Annotated in this window: 18 protein-coding genes; 13 read left to right on the forward strand and 5 right to left on the reverse strand. The window is 58.8% G+C overall.

The genetic code is table 11. The features are described from left to right. Nucleotides 1-136: 136 nt before the first annotated feature. The gene (gene pyrH, locus ACR0IM_RS03815; RefSeq protein ID WP_480589845.1) at nucleotides 137-889 is read right to left on the reverse strand and encodes a UMP kinase; all 753 of its coding nucleotides are present in this window, start codon (nucleotides 887-889) and stop codon (nucleotides 137-139) included. A gap of 97 nt (nucleotides 890-986) precedes the next feature. Between pyrH and miaA the strand changes: the two genes are divergently transcribed. The 5 genes from miaA to ACR0IM_RS03840 all read left to right on the forward strand — a co-directional run bounded on the left by miaA (nucleotide 987) and on the right by ACR0IM_RS03840 (nucleotide 8,685). Continuing rightward, nucleotides 987-1,880, forward strand: a complete 894-nt coding sequence (gene miaA / locus ACR0IM_RS03820) for a tRNA (adenosine(37)-N6)-dimethylallyltransferase MiaA (RefSeq protein ID WP_480680870.1) — start codon at nucleotides 987-989, stop codon at nucleotides 1,878-1,880. A 309-nt stretch (nucleotides 1,881-2,189) separates the two neighbouring features. Beyond that, nucleotides 2,190-3,860, forward strand: coding sequence for an ABC transporter substrate-binding protein (locus tag ACR0IM_RS03825; protein WP_480589841.1), 1,671 nt, complete (start codon nucleotides 2,190-2,192; stop codon nucleotides 3,858-3,860). Between the two features lie 122 nt (nucleotides 3,861-3,982). Beyond that, entirely contained in the window at nucleotides 3,983-5,029 is a 1,047-nt protein-coding gene (locus tag ACR0IM_RS03830; RefSeq protein WP_480640559.1) for an ABC transporter permease, read from the forward strand. A gap of 13 nt (nucleotides 5,030-5,042) precedes the next feature. After that, a complete protein-coding gene (locus ACR0IM_RS03835) occupies nucleotides 5,043-6,506 on the forward strand; it encodes an ABC transporter permease (RefSeq protein ID WP_480589836.1) in 1,464 nt (487 codons plus the stop codon). A 91-nt stretch (nucleotides 6,507-6,597) separates the two neighbouring features. Continuing rightward, nucleotides 6,598-8,685, forward strand: coding sequence for a dipeptide ABC transporter ATP-binding protein (locus tag ACR0IM_RS03840; protein WP_480640560.1), 2,088 nt, complete (start codon nucleotides 6,598-6,600; stop codon nucleotides 8,683-8,685). A gap of 123 nt (nucleotides 8,686-8,808) precedes the next feature. On the opposite strand, the gene ACR0IM_RS03845 is transcribed toward ACR0IM_RS03840, so the two are convergent. Continuing rightward, nucleotides 8,809-9,066 carry a hypothetical protein gene (locus ACR0IM_RS03845; protein WP_480680871.1) on the reverse strand — a complete coding sequence of 86 codons (258 nt, stop codon included), beginning with the start codon at nucleotides 9,064-9,066 and terminating at the stop codon, nucleotides 8,809-8,811. A gap of 30 nt (nucleotides 9,067-9,096) precedes the next feature. Between ACR0IM_RS03845 and ACR0IM_RS03850 the strand changes: the two genes are divergently transcribed. After that, nucleotides 9,097-9,276, forward strand: coding sequence for a hypothetical protein (locus ACR0IM_RS03850; RefSeq protein ID WP_480680872.1), 180 nt, complete (start codon nucleotides 9,097-9,099; stop codon nucleotides 9,274-9,276). A gap of 271 nt (nucleotides 9,277-9,547) precedes the next feature. Here the strand turns inward: ACR0IM_RS03850 and ACR0IM_RS03855 are convergent, their stop codons facing one another. After that, the gene (locus tag ACR0IM_RS03855) at nucleotides 9,548-10,132 is read right to left on the reverse strand and encodes a lytic transglycosylase domain-containing protein (protein ID WP_480680873.1); all 585 of its coding nucleotides are present in this window, start codon (nucleotides 10,130-10,132) and stop codon (nucleotides 9,548-9,550) included. A gap of 207 nt (nucleotides 10,133-10,339) precedes the next feature. Between ACR0IM_RS03855 and ssb the strand changes: the two genes are divergently transcribed. Together ssb and ACR0IM_RS03865 are read left to right on the forward strand one after the other, a co-directional pair. Further along, on the forward strand, nucleotides 10,340-10,840 hold the full coding sequence (ssb, locus tag ACR0IM_RS03860; RefSeq protein WP_480589822.1) for a single-stranded DNA-binding protein: 501 nt from the start codon (nucleotides 10,340-10,342) through the stop codon (nucleotides 10,838-10,840). 18 nt (nucleotides 10,841-10,858) lie between these two features. After that, nucleotides 10,859-11,929, forward strand: a complete 1,071-nt coding sequence (locus ACR0IM_RS03865; protein WP_480640563.1) for a site-2 protease family protein — start codon at nucleotides 10,859-10,861, stop codon at nucleotides 11,927-11,929. Here the strand turns inward: ACR0IM_RS03865 and aroB are convergent, their stop codons facing one another. Then, nucleotides 11,930-13,042: a 3-dehydroquinate synthase gene (aroB, locus tag ACR0IM_RS03870; protein WP_480680874.1), complete on the reverse strand. Its 1,113-nt coding sequence runs from the start codon at nucleotides 13,040-13,042 to the stop codon at nucleotides 11,930-11,932. Next, nucleotides 13,043-13,630, reverse strand: a complete 588-nt coding sequence (locus tag ACR0IM_RS03875) for a shikimate kinase (protein ID WP_480640565.1) — start codon at nucleotides 13,628-13,630, stop codon at nucleotides 13,043-13,045. It lies immediately after the preceding gene. Between the two features lie 79 nt (nucleotides 13,631-13,709). Here ACR0IM_RS03875 and ACR0IM_RS03880 point away from each other — a divergent pair, with 79 nt between their 5' ends. The 5 genes from ACR0IM_RS03880 (at nucleotide 13,710) to ACR0IM_RS03900 (ending at nucleotide 20,209) form a co-directional block, all read left to right on the forward strand. Next, nucleotides 13,710-13,859, forward strand: a complete 150-nt coding sequence (locus tag ACR0IM_RS03880; protein WP_170348465.1) for a hypothetical protein — start codon at nucleotides 13,710-13,712, stop codon at nucleotides 13,857-13,859. Further along, the gene (locus ACR0IM_RS03885) at nucleotides 13,849-15,372 is read left to right on the forward strand and encodes a hypothetical protein (protein WP_480640566.1); all 1,524 of its coding nucleotides are present in this window, start codon (nucleotides 13,849-13,851) and stop codon (nucleotides 15,370-15,372) included. Before ACR0IM_RS03880 ends, ACR0IM_RS03885 begins: the two co-directional genes overlap by 11 nt. A 2-nt stretch (nucleotides 15,373-15,374) precedes the next feature. Beyond that, a complete protein-coding gene (locus ACR0IM_RS03890; RefSeq protein WP_480680875.1) occupies nucleotides 15,375-16,328 on the forward strand; it encodes a site-specific tyrosine recombinase XerD in 954 nt (317 codons plus the stop codon). A gap of 63 nt (nucleotides 16,329-16,391) precedes the next feature. After that, on the forward strand, nucleotides 16,392-17,699 hold the full coding sequence (locus ACR0IM_RS03895; protein WP_480680877.1) for an HlyC/CorC family transporter: 1,308 nt from the start codon (nucleotides 16,392-16,394) through the stop codon (nucleotides 17,697-17,699). Nucleotides 17,700-17,791: 92 nt separating this feature from the next. Beyond that, on the forward strand, nucleotides 17,792-20,209 hold the full coding sequence (locus tag ACR0IM_RS03900; protein ID WP_480680878.1) for a GcvT family protein: 2,418 nt from the start codon (nucleotides 17,792-17,794) through the stop codon (nucleotides 20,207-20,209). The last annotated feature ends 19 nt before the right edge of the window (nucleotides 20,210-20,228 follow it).

Raw genomic sequence — 20,228 nt, forward strand, 5'->3', positions numbered from 1 at the left:
CCACATATATCGAGAAAACGACAAAGCTCGCAAAAAACGTTTTGCGGATTGTGTCTGTTGCGAGCCTGCAGAATCGTCATCACCGCACAGAAATGGCCGGGATGAAAACCCGGCCCGCACATTCAATTTGTTCGAACTAGCCCTGAACTTTGGTGTAGGTGCCTTCACCCGCCAGAATGCCCCGGAAGCCGCCGGGCTCATCCAGACCAAAGACAATCAGCGGGAGGTTGTTGTCCCGCGCCAACGCGATGGCCGAGGCATCCATTACGCGCAGCCGCTTGGCCAACACGTCATCGTAAGTGACCGTGTCATACCGCACCGCGTCCGCGTGTTCTTTGGGGTCTTTGTCATAAACGCCGTCCACACCGTTCTTACCCATAAAGATCGCCTCACACGCCATCTCGTTGGCCCGCAAAGTAGCAGCCGTATCGGTGGTGAAATACGGGTTGCCGGTCCCGGCGGCAAAGATACAAACGCGCTTCTTTTCAAGGTGCCGTACGGCCCGTCGGCGGATGTAGGGCTCGCAGACCTCATCCATACGAATGGCCGAGATGACGCGGGTGAACACGCCGATCTCTTCCAATGCCGACTGCATACCCAGCGCGTTCATTACAGTTGCCAGCATTCCCATATAGTCAGCGGTTGTGCGCTCCATCCCCTGTGCCGAGCCGCTGAGACCGCGGAAGATGTTGCCACCTCCGATCACCATACAGATCTCAACGCCCAGATCGTGCACCGACTTGACCTCTTGCGCGATACGCTGAACCGTGGGCGGGTGCAGGCCAAACCCCTGATCCCCCATCAGTGCCTCGCCCGAGATTTTCAGCATCACGCGGCTGTACTTTGTTTTGGGGGTCTCGGTGGTTTCGAGTGTTTCGGTCAGGCTCATGTTGCGCTCCGGGCTGGCACGGGGTTAATTTCCGGCGCAAAATGAAGCAAAAACTCCGCAGGTTCAATGCGGATGGTGAGGATTGGGGCGTACCCGGATGGCCAACAACGAAAGTTCGCAGATTTGGGACCGCCTGCCCCCGATAAATGAGGATCAGCCCGTGCTGATCGCGGGGCCGACAGCCTCGGGAAAATCGGCGCTGGCCTTGCAGATCGCAGAGACCTTCGGCGGTGTAATCCTGAATGCGGATGCCAGCCAGGTCTATGATTGCTGGCGGGTGGTTTCGGCGCGACCATCAGCCGAAGAAGAAGCCCGCGCGTCGCATCTGTTGTATGGTCATATCGCCTATAACCAGGACTATTCCACCGGCCACTGGCTGCGCGAGGTAACACCGCTGCTGTCCTGTGAACGGCGACCAATTATCGTCGGCGGCACCGGCCTGTATTTCTCGGCCTTGACCGAAGGAATGGCCGATATCCCCGCCACACCGCCCGAGGTTCGAGCTGACGCTGACGCAATGGACCTGCCGTCGCTGATCGCTGGTGTGGACGCGAGGACGCTGGACCGGATCGACACTCAAAACCGCGCCCGTGTTCAACGCGCGTGGGAAGTATTGCATGCCACCGGGCGCAGCTTAAGCGACTGGCAGGCCGACACTCCGCCTCCGGTTCTAGACCTGTCTGGCACGATTCCAATCGTTTTTGACGTGGACAAGGAATGGCTGCTGGACCGCATCACCCGGCGTTTCGATCAGATGCTGGACTCCGGCGCGCTGCAAGAGGTCGAGGCGATGCGCGACCTCTATGATCCGTCCCTGCCCGCCTTCAAGGCCATCGGTGTGCCCGAACTGATGGCTTATCTGGACGGTAAGATGAGCTTGGACGCCGCCCGAGAACGCGCGACAATTGCCACCCGTCAGTTCGCCAAACGCCAGCGCACCTGGTTCCGCGCGCGGATGAGGAATTGGAATCGGGTAGATTTCTCAAAATGATACACCAGTCTCCTGATCGGTTTTTCTGAGCGATTCTCCGAAAAGGACGAATCCGCCGGTTCACCACTGTATACATCGCGATTACACCTTAACCCGGGCATTGCGGACCTTATAACAATCCCCGACCATGTCGCTTTTGTACCATTAATGACGATTTCGAACATTGACCTCATACAAATTCTGGGGCCGAATGGACCTATGGGGACATGCAGAACTCAAAAAAACCGTGAACCTGCTGCCGGAAGCTGACCGGTTCGAGCGGTTCCAATCTTCATACAAAACAAAATATGTCATCAGGGAGAGACATTGATGAAAAACCAAACCATCACCGGAGCCCCGATTCACTGGGCCGCAGAAATGCACGCTCAGGAGTATCGTGACGGCAAACTGAACCGGCGAGAATTTCTGGCGCGCGCCACCGCGCTGGGTGTTGCCGTGCCAGCGGCCTACGGTATGATCGGCCTGCAATCACCTGCTGCGGCGCAGGAGCCGCAACGAGGCGGTACCATTCGCTATCAGATGGAAGTTCGCGCGCTGAAAGATCCGCGGACTTATGACTGGACACAAATCGCTACCTTCACCGCGGGATGGCTCGAGTATCTGGTTGAGTACAACAACGACGGCTCGTTCAAACCTATGCTTCTGGAAAGCTGGGAAGCCAATGACGACGCCACCGAATACACCCTAAACGTTCGTCAGGGCGTGAAATGGAACAATGGTGACGATTTCACCGCCGAAGATGTTGCGCGTAATATCACCGGATGGTGCGATTCCTCGGTCGAGGGCAACTCGATGGCTTCACGGATGGCGTCTCTGATCGACGAGAGCACCCAGCAAGCCGCAGACGGTGCTATTACTGTTGTCGACAGCCACACGGTCAAGCTGAAGTGTAACGCCCCGGACATCACAATCATCCCCGGCATGGCCGACTATCCCGGCGCCATCGTGCACAGCAGCCATGATCCCAACACAATGTTGGACAACCCGATCGGCACCGGCTTCATGCTGCCTGAAAGCCACGAAGTTGGCGTGAAAGGTGTTCTGGTTCGCAATGAAGACTTTGACTGGTGGGGATATGAAGCCGGTAAAGGCGGCTATATCGACAGGATTGAGTTCATCGATTACGGCACCGACCCTGCCGCTTTCCTTGCTGCCTATGAGGCCGAAGAAATCGACATGAACTGGGAGTCGGTCGGTGAATTCGTCGATATCTTTGACGGCATCGGCCTTGTTCGCTCGGAAATCCCGTCGGGCTTCACCATCGTCATCCGTCCCAACCAGCTGGCCGAAGATGCAGACGGAAACAAAATCTACGGCGACAAACGCGTACGTCAGGCCCTTGCGATGGCTGTCGACAACGCGGTCTGTCTGGAGCTTGGCATGTCCGGCTACGGTATTGTTGCCGAAAACAGCCACGTTGGTCCGATGCATCCTGAATACAACTCGGAAGTGCCTCGTATTCCATATGACCCAGCCGCAGCCAAAGCGTTGATGGACGAAGCCGGTATGGGTGATTTCGAGCACGAGGTTCAGTCCATCGATGACGATTGGCGCCGGAACACTACTGCGGCAGTTGTTGCCCAGCTCAATGACGCGGGCATCAAGGCCAAACACACGGTTCTGCCGGGGTCGACCTTCTGGAATGACTGGACAAAATACCCGTACTCTTCGACAAACTGGAACCACCGCCCGCTTGGCACGCAAATCCTTGCGCTGGCCTACAAGTCAGGCGTTGCATGGAACGAGTCCGGTTTCTCGAACGAAGAGTTCGATACATTGCTGGCCGAAGCAAACTCCATTTCCGATGTGGACCGACGCCGCGAAGTAATGGGCAAGCTGCAGGCGATCATGATCGACGAAGGTGTGGTCATCCAGCCCTATTGGCGGACCGCGATGCGCCATCACCGCGACAACATGGTCGGTGTCGAAAAGCACATCGCAGACCTGCCCCAGCTCTATAAATTTGGCTTGTTGAGCTAAGCCCAAACTTATCAGGCCGCGCCTCGAAGGCGCGGCCTTTTCGTCCTAAACGCGGCGACACAAAAAAACAGCAATGCGTGGAACCAGATGACCTTCGCGCTAGCCTACCAACAGGGGCCAACATGGGACTTTTCATTCTAAAGCGTGTAGGCATCATGCTCATTACAGCATTGTGCCTGACATTCTTGGTCTTTTTCCTAACCAACCTTTATCCCAACCTCGAAAAGCTCGCGAAAACGCAGGGCAATTTCCGGATGTCGGATGAACAGGTTGCCAGCTTTCTGGAAAAAAACGGATATCTTCAGCCGATGCCGGTCAAATACGGCGAATGGCTGGGCGTTCTGCCCTCCTATCGGCATACAAATGAGGACGGCTCTGTTCAGGGCAGATGTATCTTACCGGGTGAATCTGCAGAAGATGCCCCGAAATTCTGCGGCATTCTGCAAGGGTACTGGGGCTATTCCACTGTCTTCAAAGAGGAAGTTTCTACCGTTGTCGGAACCCGTCTTGGCCTGACTGGCAGGTTGATGTTCTGGGTGATGTTGCTGATGGTCCCTTCAGCGCTGATCCTTGGCGTTCTTGCTGGTATGAAAGAAGGATCCGCCACCGACCGGACCCTTTCGACCTTTGCGATCACCACCACGGCGACACCGGAATACGTGTCGGGTGTGATTTTCATCGCCATTTTCACCTCGTCCGCTGTGGGCCTGAAATGGTTCAAGGGCACCGCAACGCAGGCGATGGAGAACCCGACCTTTGAGAACTTCTTCTTACCGGTTCTAACGATTGCGCTATACGGGATGGGCTACATCGCCCGGATGACCCGCGCGTCGATGACCGAGGTGATGACGGCACAGTACATACGGACTGCACGCCTCAAAGGTGTGTCATTCTCGAACATCGTCATGAAACACGCGCTGCGCAATGCGCTGATCGCGCCGTTTACCGTCATCATGCTGCAATTCCCGTGGCTGCTGAACGGTGTCGTGATCGTTGAGACCCTGTTCAACTACAAGGGCTTCGGCTGGGCACTTGTTCAGGCGGCAGGCAACAACGACATTCAGCTGCTGCTGGCGATTTCGGTCGTGTCGGTCTTTGTGGTGCTGGTGACGCAGCTGATATCGGATATCGGCTATGTCTACCTCAACCCGCGCATTCGCATTTCGTAAGGAAGGATAGAACATGGAACCACTTACCTGGACCGGCTCTATCGCCCTCCTGAACCCGTTGCTGATGATCGCGTTGGTGGCACTTCTGGTGTCGATCGTCGTCTGGATTGTAGGCAGCATCGTGCTGCCGGAAACGCCGGTCAGCGTGAATGTCGACGGAACGATCAGTTCTGGCTCGGGCCTGCGCGGCCTGACCCAAAAAGCACTGCAATACAGCTTTGCAGCCTGTGTAGCGTTGGCGTTGGCCTATATCGTGCTGGGTATCTTAATGGGCACCAGCGCGGGCATCATCGGCGCGATCTCGCAGCAGTTCCTGCCTGTCTGGCTGTCGCTCATCATCCTGTTCGCCATGTCGATTGCCTTTAAGCGCAAGCTGGGTCTCTACGGCAAACTTTTTGACAGCCCCATTGGCATGATCGGCTTCGGCCTTGTGATGTTCTGGGTCTTTACAGGCATCTTCGGCGCCATGGACCTGATCATCACCCACAATCCTCTGGACCAAGTATCGGGCATGAAGAACAAAGTCCCCGGAACACCCTTGCCGTCCACAGAGGAGGGTGCGTACGCCTGGTACCTGCTGGGCGGCGACAATTTAGCACGCGATGTATTCAGCCGCATGGTCAAAGGCGCATGGATCGTGGTGCAGATCGCACCCTTGGCGACCATGTTTGCCTTCATGGTCGGGATCACTCTGGGCCTGCCCGCCGGGTTCTATGGCGGCCGTCTGGACACGCTCCTTTCATTCCTTGCCAATCTGATCCTCGCCTTCCCGGTGATCCTGTTGTTCTACCTGCTGGTCACCCCGGAGATCGTGGCAACCGGAGTGCCGAACTATATGGCGGCAGTCCTGTTCGTATTCCCAATCCTGTTCCTAGGCGTTCTGCTGAACTCACGGTTCTATACAAGGCCGAACTTCCGCACCCCGTTGCTGATCGGAGTGTTGGGCATCGCGCTTTGGCTGTACCTGTCGTTGATCACGACCGGTGGCTACATCATCAATACCGACAGCTATCGCATCTGGGGACTGCCAACGTATCTGGACCTGTTCGATATTCCCGGCGGCATCCTCGTTGTGTTCGTTTCGGTTGTCTTCGTGAACTCGCCCACCGTGTTCCGTATCGTTCGGGGATTGGCCTTGGACATCAAAACGCGGGACTACGTGGCGGCGGCCCAAACGCGTGGTGAAGGTCCATGGTACATCATGCTGTGGGAAATCCTGCCCAATGCACGTGGTCCGCTAATCGTCGATTTTTGCCTGAGGATTGGCTACACCACCATTCTCCTGGGGACATTGGGCTTCTTCGGGCTGGGCCTGCCCCCGGAAAGCCCGGACTGGGGCTCGACGATCAACGAGGGGCGTAAACTCTTGTCAATCTACCTGCACCCCGCCCTTCCGCCTGCGCTTGCCTTGTTGTCACTGGTTCTTGGTCTGAACCTGCTGGCCGACGGTTTGCGCGAGGAAAGTCTTAAGGACTGATGTGATCGAGGCCGGGGGGGCAGCCCCCCGGTTCCCCGAGATTTTTAGCCAGATGATGGGACGTCCCTGACTCTCGCGAGGAGAAACACAGATGAACAAACTGGCGGAATATGACGGGCCAATTCTTGAGATCGACAAGCTGTCGATTTCCTTCTTTACCCGCCTGCGGGAAATCCCTGCGGTGATGGATTTCTCGGTCAGTGTGCAACCCGGCGAAGCCGTGGGATTGGTTGGAGAATCCGGTTGCGGCAAGTCCACCGTTGCGTTGGGCGTCATGCAGGACCTTGGCAAGAACGGACGGATCGTTGGTGGCTCGATCAAGTTCAAGGGGCGCGATCTGTCCAAGATGACAACCGAGGAACTGCGCGACATTCGCGGCAATGAAATCGCGATGATCTACCAGGAACCGATGGCCTCGCTGAACCCGGCGATGAAAATCGGCAAGCAACTGATGGAAGTGCCCATGATCCACGAGGGCGTGAGCACTGAAGAAGCCTACAACCGCGCCCTCGAAGTCGTAACTGACGTGCGCCTGCCCGACCCCGAGCGGATGTTAAACTCTTTCCCGCACCAGTTGTCGGGTGGTCAGCAACAACGGATCGTCATCGCCATGGCTCTGATGTCGAAACCGGCGCTGTTGATCCTGGACGAACCAACCACAGCCCTTGACGTGACCGTCGAGGCTGCCGTGGTCGAGTTGGTCAAGGATCTGGGTAAGAAGTACGGCACCTCGATGCTGTTCATTTCACACAATCTCGGACTGGTTCTGGAAACCTGCGACCGACTTTGTGTGATGTATTCAGGTGAGGCGGTCGAGCGCGGCTCGATCCACGACGTATTCGACGAGATGCAGCACCCCTATACGCAGGCGCTGTTCCGCTCGATCCCGTTGCCGGGGGCAGACAAGAACGCGCGGCCTCTGGTGGCAATCCCCGGGAACTTTCCACTGCCTCACGAACGCCCGCCGGGATGTAATTTTGGCCCGCGCTGCGACTATTTCGAGGAAGGCCGCTGCGACGCGCAGAGCATTCTGATGGAGCCAGTGCCCGGCAATGATCGCCACCACACGCGCTGCTTGAAGTTCCAGGAGATCGACTGGAACGCGCCGATCACTTTGGGCGAACAGAAGGATAAAGGTGAAATTGGCCGCGTTGTCCTAAAGATGGACAACCTTAAGAAATACTATGAGGTCGCCGCCAACGCCCTATTCGGCGGTGGTGAGAAGAAGGTCGTTAAAGCCAACGAGACGCTCAGTTTTGAGGCCCACGAATCCGAAACGCTTGCCATTGTGGGCGAATCCGGATGCGGTAAATCCACCTTTGCCAAGGTCTTGATGGGTTTGGAAACGGCAACAGACGGCCAAATCCTGCTGGACAACCGCAACATCGAAGATGTCCCGATCGAGGAACGCGACGCCAAAACCGTTGGCGAAGTTCAGATGGTCTTCCAGAATCCGTTTGACACGTTGAATCCATCAATGACCGTCGGCCGTCAGATCATACGCGCGCTGGAAATCTTTGGCGTGGGCAAATCCGAGGCCGAGCGCAAGAAGCGAATGCTGGAATTGCTGGACTTGGTGAAACTGCCCCGTGCCTTTGCCGAGCGCATGCCCAGACAATTGTCGGGCGGGCAAAAGCAGCGTGTCGGGATCGCCCGCGCCTTTGCAGGGGACGCCAGGATTGTGGTCGCAGACGAACCGGTGTCGGCCCTCGATGTGTCGGTGCAGGCCGCTGTGACAGATCTGCTTATGGAAATACAGCGCGAGCACAAAACCACGCTGCTGTTCATCAGCCACGACCTTTCTATCGTGCGCTATCTAAGCGACCGGGTGATGGTGATGTATCTGGGCCATGTGGTCGAGTTAGGGACCACCGATCAGGTCTTTGCGCCGCCCTATCACCCCTATACCGAAGCGTTGCTGAGCGCTGTTCCCATAGCGGACACGTCAATCGAAAAGCAGCATATCGTTCTGGAAGGGGATATCCCGTCGGCGATGAACCCGCCTCCGGGCTGCCCTTTCCAAACCCGGTGCCGGTGGAAGTCGGAAGTGGCGGGCGGGTTGTGTGAGCGCGACGTGCCTCCGGTAAAAAATCTGGCCGACGGGCATCAGGTCAAATGCCATCTGTCCGAAGAAATTCTGGCCCGCATGGAACCGGTGATCAAGATCGCGGCCGAATAAGCCAGTCAACCGCAGTTCAGGGGCGCCGGAAATGCACCGACGCCCTTGTCATCTTTCTAATACGTAGCTTTCTTATTCGTAGCGCAAATAGCGCTCGGATCTCTGCCGGTATGCAATAGATGGTCACAGTTTTATAGTGAGCACTTTATGCCGGTCGTCACCAACGGTCGCGCGCGAGCTGTATTGGGCCCGCACATGCCCGGCGCGTTCTGCACCAGCACGACGGCCCCGTTCTTTCCATTCTAAATCGTGCAGGAGTTGGGTCGCCTGCCCTGGAGTATCAGTGATTACAGCTCCTTGGCTGTCTTTCTGACGGTCACGCTCAACCGCAGCTTTGCAGCACGGTTGGGCAGCGGTCAGTGATTTGCGCCGCTGATCCATGCATCCATCCCAGTGTATGTGATCGCGTTGATGTCGGTTCTGATCTTGCCGTCTTCCAGAATGCAGATCTCGGTCGGGGTGCTGGGGCTCAATCTCAGAAAAAGTTCGTTATCGAAGATGTACGGCTTTGGCCGCATCACCGCCGAGCGCTACTGGATCGATTTATCATCACTCAACGCGTGGCTAAGGGCGATGACTTCGCAGGGGTAGATGGCAGGTCGTGCGCAGGATTTTTTTCACCGGGCAATGGGGTGCGGACTGAGGTGGCAAAGAAACCGCAAAAGCCCGGTTCCGGTGCCGACCGGGTGTCGCGGTTGGCTGTGACGGCTTGCCAACGGCGCATGTTCTGTGCAGCGGCGCCCTGACCCTGCTTTACGTGCGCAAGGCCGGTCTGCCCGATTTCGCGCGCTGGCAGTTCTGCTGATTACGGCCAAACTCCGCAAGCGCCGCGAAGTCGGTGCGACGTGACAAAAAGGATCGCTTAACCGCCCCAGATCACTTTCACATAGTCCTGGGTTTCTTTGTACGGGGGAACGCCGCCGTGTTTTTCAACGGCCTGCGGCCCGGCATTATAGGCCGCCAGTGCCAGACGCCAGGATTTGAACTTACGGTACTGCCAGGACAGATACCGCGCCCCACCCTCCAGGTTCTGCTTCGGGTCATGCGGGTTCACCCCCAAAAGCTGCGCAGTGCCGGGCATCAACTGAGCCAGCCCCAAGGCGCCCTTGTGGGATCTCGCGTGCGGGTTCCACCCGCTTTCCTGCTGCACCAGACGCAAGAACAGCTCTTCCGGGACATTGTGCTTGCGCGCGGCCTGCCGGGCCAGAGTCATATACTGCCCCCGGTACTTACCCGTGTAGCGTTTGTTGAAACTGGCACTGGACTTTGCCCTCTTGGGTTTCAACCGCTCGGAGTCGCGATACTGGGTTGCGGCACGCGAATCTAAAATCTTGGATTGTTTTAGGAAAATGTCCTTCCGGTTTTTCGTCGACAACGTCTGCGCAGTCACCGGGACCGAGACCAGAGCAAAGCACGTAACCAAAAAACAACTAACCAGAAATCGCATTTACGCCAATCTCGCTCGTTCAGGAACTCTATGGAGTATAGATATTTCAGTTAATAATGAAAGCTTGGTAAACCGAGCCCCGGTATATTCTTGCTGAGTGTTACCTACATGAACCGTGTTTCAACCACGACGCAGGCCGTATAGGGTCGCTGGGAAACTCTGCGCCAGATTCGGGCGCGCAAACGTCAATTCAAAACGGGGAAGTACATGGCGGGTTCAGTCAACAAGGTCATTCTGGTCGGAAATCTTGGCCGCGATCCCGAGGTCCGGACATTCCAGAACGGTGGCAAGGTTTGTAACCTGCGCATCGCAACGTCCGAGACCTGGAAAGACCGCAACACCGGTGAACGCCGCGAGCGCACCGAATGGCACTCGGTCGCGATCTTCAACGAAGGCCTTGTCCGCGTGGCCGAACAGTACCTGCGTAAAGGGTCCAAAGTTTACCTTGAAGGTCAGTTGCAGACCCGCAAATGGCAGGATCAATCGGGTCAGGATCGGTACTCGACCGAGGTGGTCTTGCAGGGGTTCGGCTCGACTCTGGTGATGCTGGACGCCCGCGGTGAAGGTGGCGGCGGCGGTTTTAGCGGCCAGTCGGGCAGCTACGGCGGTGGTCAGGCCGGTGGCGGCTATGGCGACCCCTATGGTGGTCAATCCAGCGCCCCTGCCCCGGCATCCGGCGGTATCGACGACGACGAGATCCCGTTCTAAGTCAAACGGAGGCAAAATATGACATGGTCCTTCTCACTCGGCCGGATACTGGGGTCGGAACTGAGGGTCCATGTCACCTTCTTCCTGCTGCTGGCCTGGGTCGGTTTCGCCGCCTATTCCAGCGGAGGGCTACCGGCCGCCATCGAAAACCTGATCTTTGTGCTGGCGTTGTTTGCCTGCGTCGTCGCGCATGAGTTTGGCCACGCACTGATGGCGAGACGCTATGGGATCAAGACCCCTGACATCACTCTGCTGCCCATCGGTGGGTTGGCCCGGCTGGAGCGGATGCCGGAGAAGCCAATGCAAGAGGTCTGGGTCGCCCTTGCGGGACCTGCCGTGAATATCGTGATCTGGGTGGTACTGGTCGTGCTAGGGGCCGGGATGCCGCTTGAGACGATGGCCCAGATTGACTCGACTGGCCCCGGGTTGTTGAACCGGCTGGCCTATGTGAACCTGCTGCTGGCGGCATTCAACATGATACCGGCCTTTCCAATGGATGGGGGGCGCGTATTCCGTGCCCTGCTGTGTCTGAGGATGGACCGGGTCAAGGCCACCAGAGTCGCCGCCCTTGCCGGACAGATCGTCGCTGTCGCGTTCGGTTTCTGGGGGCTGAGCGTGGGCAACCCGATACTGGTTCTGATCGCGGTTTTTGTCTTCATCGCAGCCAATTCCGAAAGCCACGATGTTGCTATGCGCTCGATCGCGCGGCGGGTATTAGCCCGGGATGCGATGATCACCGAGTTTCACGCCCTGTCCCCGACCGACACGCTGGCCACCGCAGCGCAGGCCGTCATTCACACCACGCAGCATGAATTTCCGGTACTGGACTCAGCGGGCGCTTTACTGGGTTTCGTTACGCGCAACGGTTTGTTCTCGGCGCTGGCGGGGGAAACTCCGCGCTCGGACCCGGCGACCTCGATCATGGTGACGGAAATCCCACAGGTGCAACTGATCAGCGGACTCGAGATGGTTCTGGACGGGCTGCACAAAGGTGCCCCGGCCATCGCGGTCTGTACGCAGGCCGGGAACATGGTCGGTTACATCACCCGCGAAAACATCGGAGAGCTGATGGTGATCCGCGGCCGTTGATCAGACCGTCGCCAAGGCGTCTTCCAGTACTGAAATCACTGCCTCACTCGGGACGTCCGAGGTGACAAAAGCCTCACCGATTCCGCGCGCCAGGATGAACCGCAGTTGGCCGTCGATAACCTTCTTGTCCTGCGCCATCAACTCAACCAGCGCCTCGGCACTTGGCAACTCGCCCGGAATGTCGGCGAGATCGGTTTTCATCCCCATTGCCCGCAGATGGGCACGGACGCGGCTTGGGTCTTCCTGCGAGCACAGCCCCAGACGCGATGACAACTCGAACGCCAGCGCGCAGCCGATGGCCACGCCTTCCCCGTGCAGCAGACGGTCGGAATATCCGGTCGCGGCCTCAAGCGCATGACAGAATGTATGGCCTAGGTTCAGCAGCGCGCGATCGCCTTGTTCGGTTTCATCACGCGCGACAATATCCGCCTTCATCTGAACCGAGCGCGTCACGGCCCGCACCCGGGCGGCCATATCACCGCTCGAAACCTCCGTTCCATTACCCTCAAGCCACTCGAAAAACGCGGCATCGCCCAGCAAACCGTATTTCACAACCTCGCCGTAACCCGACAGGAAATCGCGCTGGGTCATTGTTCCCAGAACCGAGGTATCGGCCAACACCAGCGATGGCTGATGGAACGCGCCGATCAGGTTTTTGCCCTGCGGCGCGTTGATCCCGGTCTTGCCACCCACCGAACTGTCGACCTGTGCCAGCAGCGAGGTCGGGATCTGCACGAACCGCACTCCGCGCCGCAGCACTGCAGCAGCAAAGCCGACCAAATCGCCGATAACTCCGCCACCCAAGGCAACAACCACATCCCGGCGCTCGACCTTCTCCGCCAGCAACCACTCTACGGTACGTTCAAAATGCGGCCAGCTTTTGGTTGCCTCTCCCGGAGGTAAGGCCAGGGACGTCATTTCGATGCCGGTGGCAGCCAAACCCTCCCGCAGGGCGTCCAAATGCAGCGCGCCCACGTTCTCATCGGTGACAACGGCCACTTTGGGGCGGGGCAGCAATGGCGCAATCTGTGCCCCGGCCTGCGCCAGCAGGTCCGGGCCAATTTCCACGTCATACGAGCGTTCGCCCAGCTCTACATGTACGGTTTGGTGCATTTACTTCCGTTCCAAAACATCGGGGCGTGTTGCCAACGAATCCAACACCCGGTTCACCATATTCTCGATCGAGGTTTCGCCGTCCGATTCAGCGATCAGGTCGGCCTGCCCATAAACCGGTACACGGTCCTCGTACAAGGCGCGCAAGGTCGCATACGGGTCGGCGGTGCGCAGCAAGGGGCGCGTGTCCTTGTGCTTGACCCGGTTCCACAGGACCTCAAGATCGGCGCGCAACCAGACGGACACACCGCGCTCGGTGATCATCGTACGGTTCTGCTCGGTCAGAAAGGCGCCGCCACCAGTGGACAGAATGCCTTTTTCTTCATCCAGCAGACGCCCGATAACCTGGCTTTCTTTGGCGCGAAAAAACGGCTCTCCGTCGCGAGCGAAAATCTCGGGGATGGTCATGTTGGCCGCCGATTCGATCTCGGCATCACTGTCGAGGAAGGGAACGCCCAGCCGCGCGGCCAACGCACGGCCCACAGCCGTCTTTCCTGCCCCCATCATGCCGACAAGAACCACTGTTTTGTGCAGTTCAAAGCCTGTATCCGGGCCCACGCTCGAAGAGTTATGCTTAATTTCGCTCATTTCACCGTGAATGACGTGATCTTAGGAAAAATGCTAGCTATAACTATGACAAAAGAGAAAATTGGGGCAGCGTTGAGCAATGGGCCGTCTGATCAAGTTCCTGTTATATCTGATTTGCCTGGGTTTCATCGGGCTGGTGGCATACGCCTATCTGGGCCCGTTCTTCGGCGCCGACTTTTCGGCACCGCAAGACGAGATTCGAGAGCCGGTAATCCTGAATGTCGAATAAGGCCGCACTGGTTGCGTTGTTTATGGCCGGATCGGCGCAGGCGCAGCAGGAACCTCTTTCTGTCATTGATTGGCTGAGCGACCCGCCGGAAAACCTGCCGGGGACCGTGTTGCTGGAACCGCCTGTGACGGAGACCGGCGTTCAGCCGGACGTCGAGGTCACGCCGCTTGAGGCGCTGTCGCCGCCGCTTGGGCTGGTGTCGTCCTCCGTGACCGGGCTGCCCGTGGACCTGTGGCAGAACAGCGATCCCGCCCGTCTGGCGCAGCTGATCGCCCGTGTGCCCGTCAAGTATAACCCGGCGATGCAGCGCCTGCTGTTTACCCTGCTGCTGACCGAGGCCCGCGCACCTGCGGGTCCGAACGCGAAGGAACCTTTGCTGCTGGCACGACTCGACCGGCTGATGCAACTGGGTGCGGCCGATCCGGTGCAATCGCTGGTGCAATTGGCCGGCCCCACCGACAGCCGCGAGCGATTTCAACGCTGGTTCGACGCGACGCTGCTGACCGGAGATGAGGATCGAAGCTGTACTGCGCTGATCGCCCAGCCGCATCTGTCCCAGGACTATGCGGCGCAAATCTTCTGCAAGGCTCGCCGGGGCGATTGGGAATCCGCCGCTCTGACGCTTGAGGCCGCCCACGCGCTGCAGATTTTGCCGCCCGAAGATCTGGACGTGCTGGACCGGTTCCTCAGCCCCGAACTCTACGAAGACGCCGAGTATCTGCCGCAGCCTGACGACCCCGACCCGCTGAGTTTTCGCTTGTTCGAAGCAATTGGTGAGCGTTTGCCCTCCACCCCGCTGCCGCGCGCCTTTGCAAATGCCGATCTACGCGATGTGGCCGGTTGGAAGGCACAGATCGAGGCCGCCGAGCGGCTTACGCGGATCGGGGCGCTGACACCCAACCAATTGCTCGGCTTATATACTGAGCGATCCCCTGCCGCGTCCGGCGCGGTCTGGGATCGGGTCGCGGCAGTGCAAAAGTTTGAGAGCGCGCTGCAAACTGGCAAACCGGGCGCGGTTGCCAAGGCGCTGCCCAAAGTCTGGGAACAGATGCGCAGCGTTGGGCTGGAAGTTCCGTTTGCCGAACTGTTCGCAGGCCGTTTGTCGCAGATGACTCTGCCCGATACGGCCGCCGAAAACCTGCGGTGGCGGATTTTGTTGTTGTCCGAACTGTATGAAACCGCCGCGCTGTCGCCACCGGATCAGTCGGTGAAGACGCAGTTCCTAACCGCACTGGCGCAGGGCGATCCGGGGCGGGCTAAGTCACCATCACCAATGGCCGATGCAGTAGCCGAAGGCTTTGCCTGGGCTGCCCCAGTTCCGTCAGACATTGATGCGATGCTGGCGAACGGTCAGCTGGGCGAGGCCATTCTGGAAACGATGGAATTGTTCGCCCACGGTGCGCGCGGCAACCTTGTCGATCTGACCGCCGCCGTGGCAACCCTGCGCCGTGTGGGTCTTGAGGACACCGCCCGCCGTGCGGCGCTGAACCTTCTGATCCTGCAGGACACCTGACTATGGTAGCCCCGGCAACTTCGGATCTGTGGATATCCACTTTCCTGCAGGCCCAAGCCGCTGAGATGGGGGCGGCCAACAATACCCTGCTCGCCTATGGTCGCGACCTTAAGGATTTTGCCGCCTGGCTGGAGCGCCGCAAAACCGGGTTTGCCGAGGCCGAGCGTGATCGGATCGAGGCCTATCTGATCGACTGTGATGCGCTGGGGCTGGCAAAATCCACCCGCGCGCGGCGGCTGTCGGCGATCAAGCAAATCTATCGTTTCGCTTTCGAGGAAGGTTGGCGCGAAACCAACCCCGCAATTCAGATCAAAGGTCCCGGACGACAAAAACGCCTGCCCAAAACGCTGGACGTGCCAGAGGTCGACTGGCTGTTGCAGGCCGCCCGCCAGACCGGACGCACCAAAGGAGACCGGGTGCGCAACACCTGCCTGATGGAGGTGCTTTATGCCACCGGAATGCGGGTGACCGAGTTGGTCTCGCTGCCTGTCTCATCTGCGCGGGGCGATCCACGGATGCTGCTGGTTCTGGGCAAAGGCGGCAAGGAACGGATGGTGCCGCTCTCCCCCCCGGCCCGGGAAGCGCTGGCTTCGTGGCTTATGGTTCGGGATGAAACCGAGGATCAACTGGTCGCCGAAGGCGGTCAGCGGTCCAAGTTCCTGTTCCCTTCGCGCGGGAAATCCGGGCATCTCACCCGCCACATGTTCTTTCTGCTAGTCAAGGAATTGGCGGTTCAGGGCGGGGTTTCGCCAGAAAAGGTCACGCCGCATACGCTGCGCCATGCTTTCGCTACGCATCTGCTGGCCAACGGGGCCGACCTGCGGTCAATCCAAACGCTGCTTGGCCATGCCGACGTGGCGACCACCGAAATCTATACGCACGTTCTGGATGAACGTTTGGCCGAACTGGTGCTGGAGCATCACCCGCTGGCCAAAGAGCCCGAAGACAAAGGCTAACCCCTTGATCCGCAGGGGCCGCGACCCCATAACGGATGCAGCAACACCAATAACCAAGGACCGATGGAACCCTCTTCTTCTCTGATCGACGGCGCATTCTGGTTTACCACTGGCGCCATTCTGCTTTTGCTTGTCTTGTCAGGCTTTTTCTCGGGTTCCGAAACGGCATTGACCGCCTCGTCGCGCGGCAAGTTGCGGGCGCAGGCCGACAAGGGCTCGCACGGGGCGCAAAAGGCGCTGGATATCACCGATGACAACGAACGGTTGATCGGCTCGGTCTTGCTGGGCAACAACCTCGTAAACATCCTCGCAGCTTCGCTGGCGACTGCGCTATTCACGCGCTTGTTCGGCGAAAGCGGCGTGGCGTTGGCGACACTGGTAATGACCCTTCTGGTTCTGATCTTTGCCGAGGTTCTGCCCAAGACCTACGCCATCACCAACGCAGAAAAAGCAGCCGCCGCTGTCGCGCCGATCATCAGCGTTGTGGTGACGGTTTTCTCACCCGTGGTCGCTGCGGTGCGTCTGTTGGTGCGCGGCGTTCTGCGCCTGTTCGGCGTGCAGATCGATCCCGACAGCAACATCCTTGCCGTGCGCGAGGAAATCGCCGGCGCGCTACATCTTGGCCACTCGGAAGGCGTGGTCGAAAAGGAAGACCGCGACCGTATTCTGGGCGCGCTTGATCTGGGCGACCGCACGGTCGAAGAAATCATGCTGCACCGCTCGAATATCGAGATGATCGATGCCGACGACGCGCCCGAGGCCATTCTGCAGCAATGTCTGAAAAGCCCACACACTCGCCTGCCCGTGTTCCGGGATGAGCCGGAAAACATCGTGGGCGTGGTGCACGCAAAGGACCTGTTCCGCGCCATGTATGCACATGCGGGTGCCAGCGAAGAAGAAAGCGACCGGCTGAAATCATTCGACATCTCGAAGGTAGCGAATGCCCCTTACTTTGTGCCCGAAACCACCACGCTGGACGACCAGATGCGCGAGTTTCTTCGCATGCACAGCCACTTTGCGCTGGTGGTGGACGAATACGGCTCATTGCGCGGCCTGATCACACTGGAGGACATCCTCGAAGAGATCGTTGGTGAAATCGCCGACGAGTTCGATATCGAAGAAGACGTCCCCGTCACCCGCACCGAGGACGGACAGTATCTGGTCGAAGGCGCGATGACCATCCGCGATGCCAACCGGGCGATGGACTGGTCGTTACCCGATGAAGAGGCCAACACGATTGCCGGGTTGGTCATCCACGAGGCGCAAATGATCCCGGTGACCGGACAGGTGTTCTCGTTCCACGGATTCCGTTTCGAGGTCACCGCGCGAGAGGGCAATCGGATCACCGAATTGAAAATTCGCCCCCTGTAACCTTCGGTCAGCGACAGGCAGTGTCGCGAACGAAGCAGTCAGCCTTGCCTTGCGCTTGCAGTCTTTGACCAAAATGAACGGGAGGCCGACACATGAAGACCACAACTCAGGTAGCAGTCATCGGGGGCGGCGTTGTCGGGTGTTCGGTGCTCTATCACCTGACCAAGCTGGGCTGGTCGGATGTCATGCTGCTGGAGCGGTCGGAACTGACCAGCGGTTCAACGTGGCATGCGGCCGGTGGGTTCCATACCCTGAACGGCGACACCAACATGGCCGCGCTGCAGGGTTATACGATCCGCCTGTATAAAGAGTTGGAAGAGATCACTGGCATGTCCTGCGGGTTGCATCATGTCGGTGGCGTGACGCTGGCCGACAATCAGGACCGGTTTGACATGCTGCTGGCGGAACGCGCCAAGCACCGGTTCATGGGGTTGGAGACCGAGATCGTCGGCCCGGAGGAGATCAAGAACATCGCCCCGATCACCAACACCGACGGCATCATCGGCGCGCTCTACGATCCGTTGGACGGTCACCTTGATCCCTCGGGCACCACCCATGCTTATGCCAAGGCGGCCCGGATGGGCGGCGCGACCATCCAAACCCATTGCATGGTGCGCGAAACAACCCAGCGCCCCGATGGCACCTGGGACGTGGTCACCGACAAGGGCACCGTTCACGCTGAACACGTGGTCAACGCAGGCGGCCTCTGGGCGCGAGAGGTGGGTGCCATGGCGGGCGTCTATTTCCCGCTGCACCCGATGGAGCATCAGTATCTGGTCACGGACTCGATCCCCCAGATCGAGGCGATCATCGACGCCGGGGGCGAACACCCGCATGTGATGGACCCCGCCGGAGAAAGCTATCTGCGGCAGGAAGGGCGCGGCCTGTGCATCGGGTTTTACGAACAGCCCTGCAAACCCTGGGCCGTGGACGGAACCCCGTGGGAGTTCGGGCATGAACTGCTGCCCGACGACTACGACAAGATCACCGACAGTATCGAATTCGCATACAAACGCTTTCCCGTTCTGGCCGAGGCTGGCGTGAAATCGGTGATCCACGGGCCGTTCACCTTTGCTCCCGACGGAAACCCTCTGGTCGGGCCGGTGCCGGGGATGCGCAACTATTGGTCGGCCTGCGGCGTGATGGCCGGGTTCAGTCAGGGTGGCGGTGTTGGCCTGACACTGGCGCAATGGATGATCGAGGGTGAACCCGAACGCGACGTCTTTGCCATGGATGTGTCCCGGTTCGGCGACTGGATAAGCCCGGGCTACACCCGACCGAAGGTGATCGAGAACTATCAGAAACGATTCAGCGTCGCCTACCCCAACGAGGAGCTACCTGCCGCGCGTCCCAACCGCACAACCCCGATGTACGACATTTTCAGCGATCTGGGCGCGGTCTGGGGTCAGCAATATGGGCTTGAGGTGCCGAACTACTTCGCACAGGACGGCGAACCCGGATACGAGACACCGTCATTCCGTCGTTCGGATGCGTTCGGCGCAACAGGCCGCGAGGTGCGCGGCGTCCGCAACGGCGTTGGTATCAACGAGGTCCACAATTTCGGCAAGTACCGTATCACCGGCCCCGCAGCCCGCGCCTGGCTGGATCGGCTCATGGCCGGGCGCATCCCGCAGCCCGGGCGAGTGTCTCTGACACCTATGCTATCCCCCAAGGGGAGGCTGATCGGAGATTTCACCGTCTCCTGCCTGAGTGAGACCGAGTTCCGACTGACCGCTTCATACGGTGCACAAGCCTTTCACATGCGCTGGTTCCTGCAACATCAGCAAGATGGTGTGACCATCGAGAACGTCAGTGACCGCCTGAACGGATTTCAGATCGCCGGACCAAAGGCTTCTGACGTGCTGGCCGCATCTACCCGCGACGATACCTCGGACCTGCGGTTCCTTGACGTGCGGCGTATGACGGTTGGCATGACCGACTGCATCGTGCAACGCGTCAGCTATACCGGCGATCTGGGATATGAGATTTACTGCGATCCTATGGCGCAAAGGCAGCTCTGGTGGACGCTGTGGCAAGCCGGACAGCCGCACGGCATGGTGCCCTTTGGCATGCGCGCGATGATGAGCCTGCGTCTGGACAAATTCTTTGGCTCGTGGATGCGGGAATTCTCGCCCGATTACTTCGCCTCCGAAACGGGGCTGGATCGGTTTATTGCGTTTTCTAAAACCGCCGATTTCATCGGCCGGGTCGCTGCCGAACAGGAACGGACCCAACCAACAGCACGCAAACTGGTGGCTTTCGTGGTCGAAGCGGACGACGCCGATGTAAACGCGTATGAGCCGATCTGGCTGGACGGCAAAGTCGTGGGATTCTGCACATCGGGCGGGTATTCGCACTATGCCGAAAAGTCAATTGCGCTCGGGTTCCTGCCTGCAGATCGGGCAACGGACGGTTTGGAGGTTGAAATCGAAATCCTTGGCCAATTGCGTAAAGCCAAGGTGATCTCTGAACCTCTGTTCGATGCGGACGGGGCGCGTATGCGGGGATGACACCGCACGGATACGGCGG

The sequence above is a fragment of the Ruegeria sp. BF6 genome, from assembly GCF_056538665.1.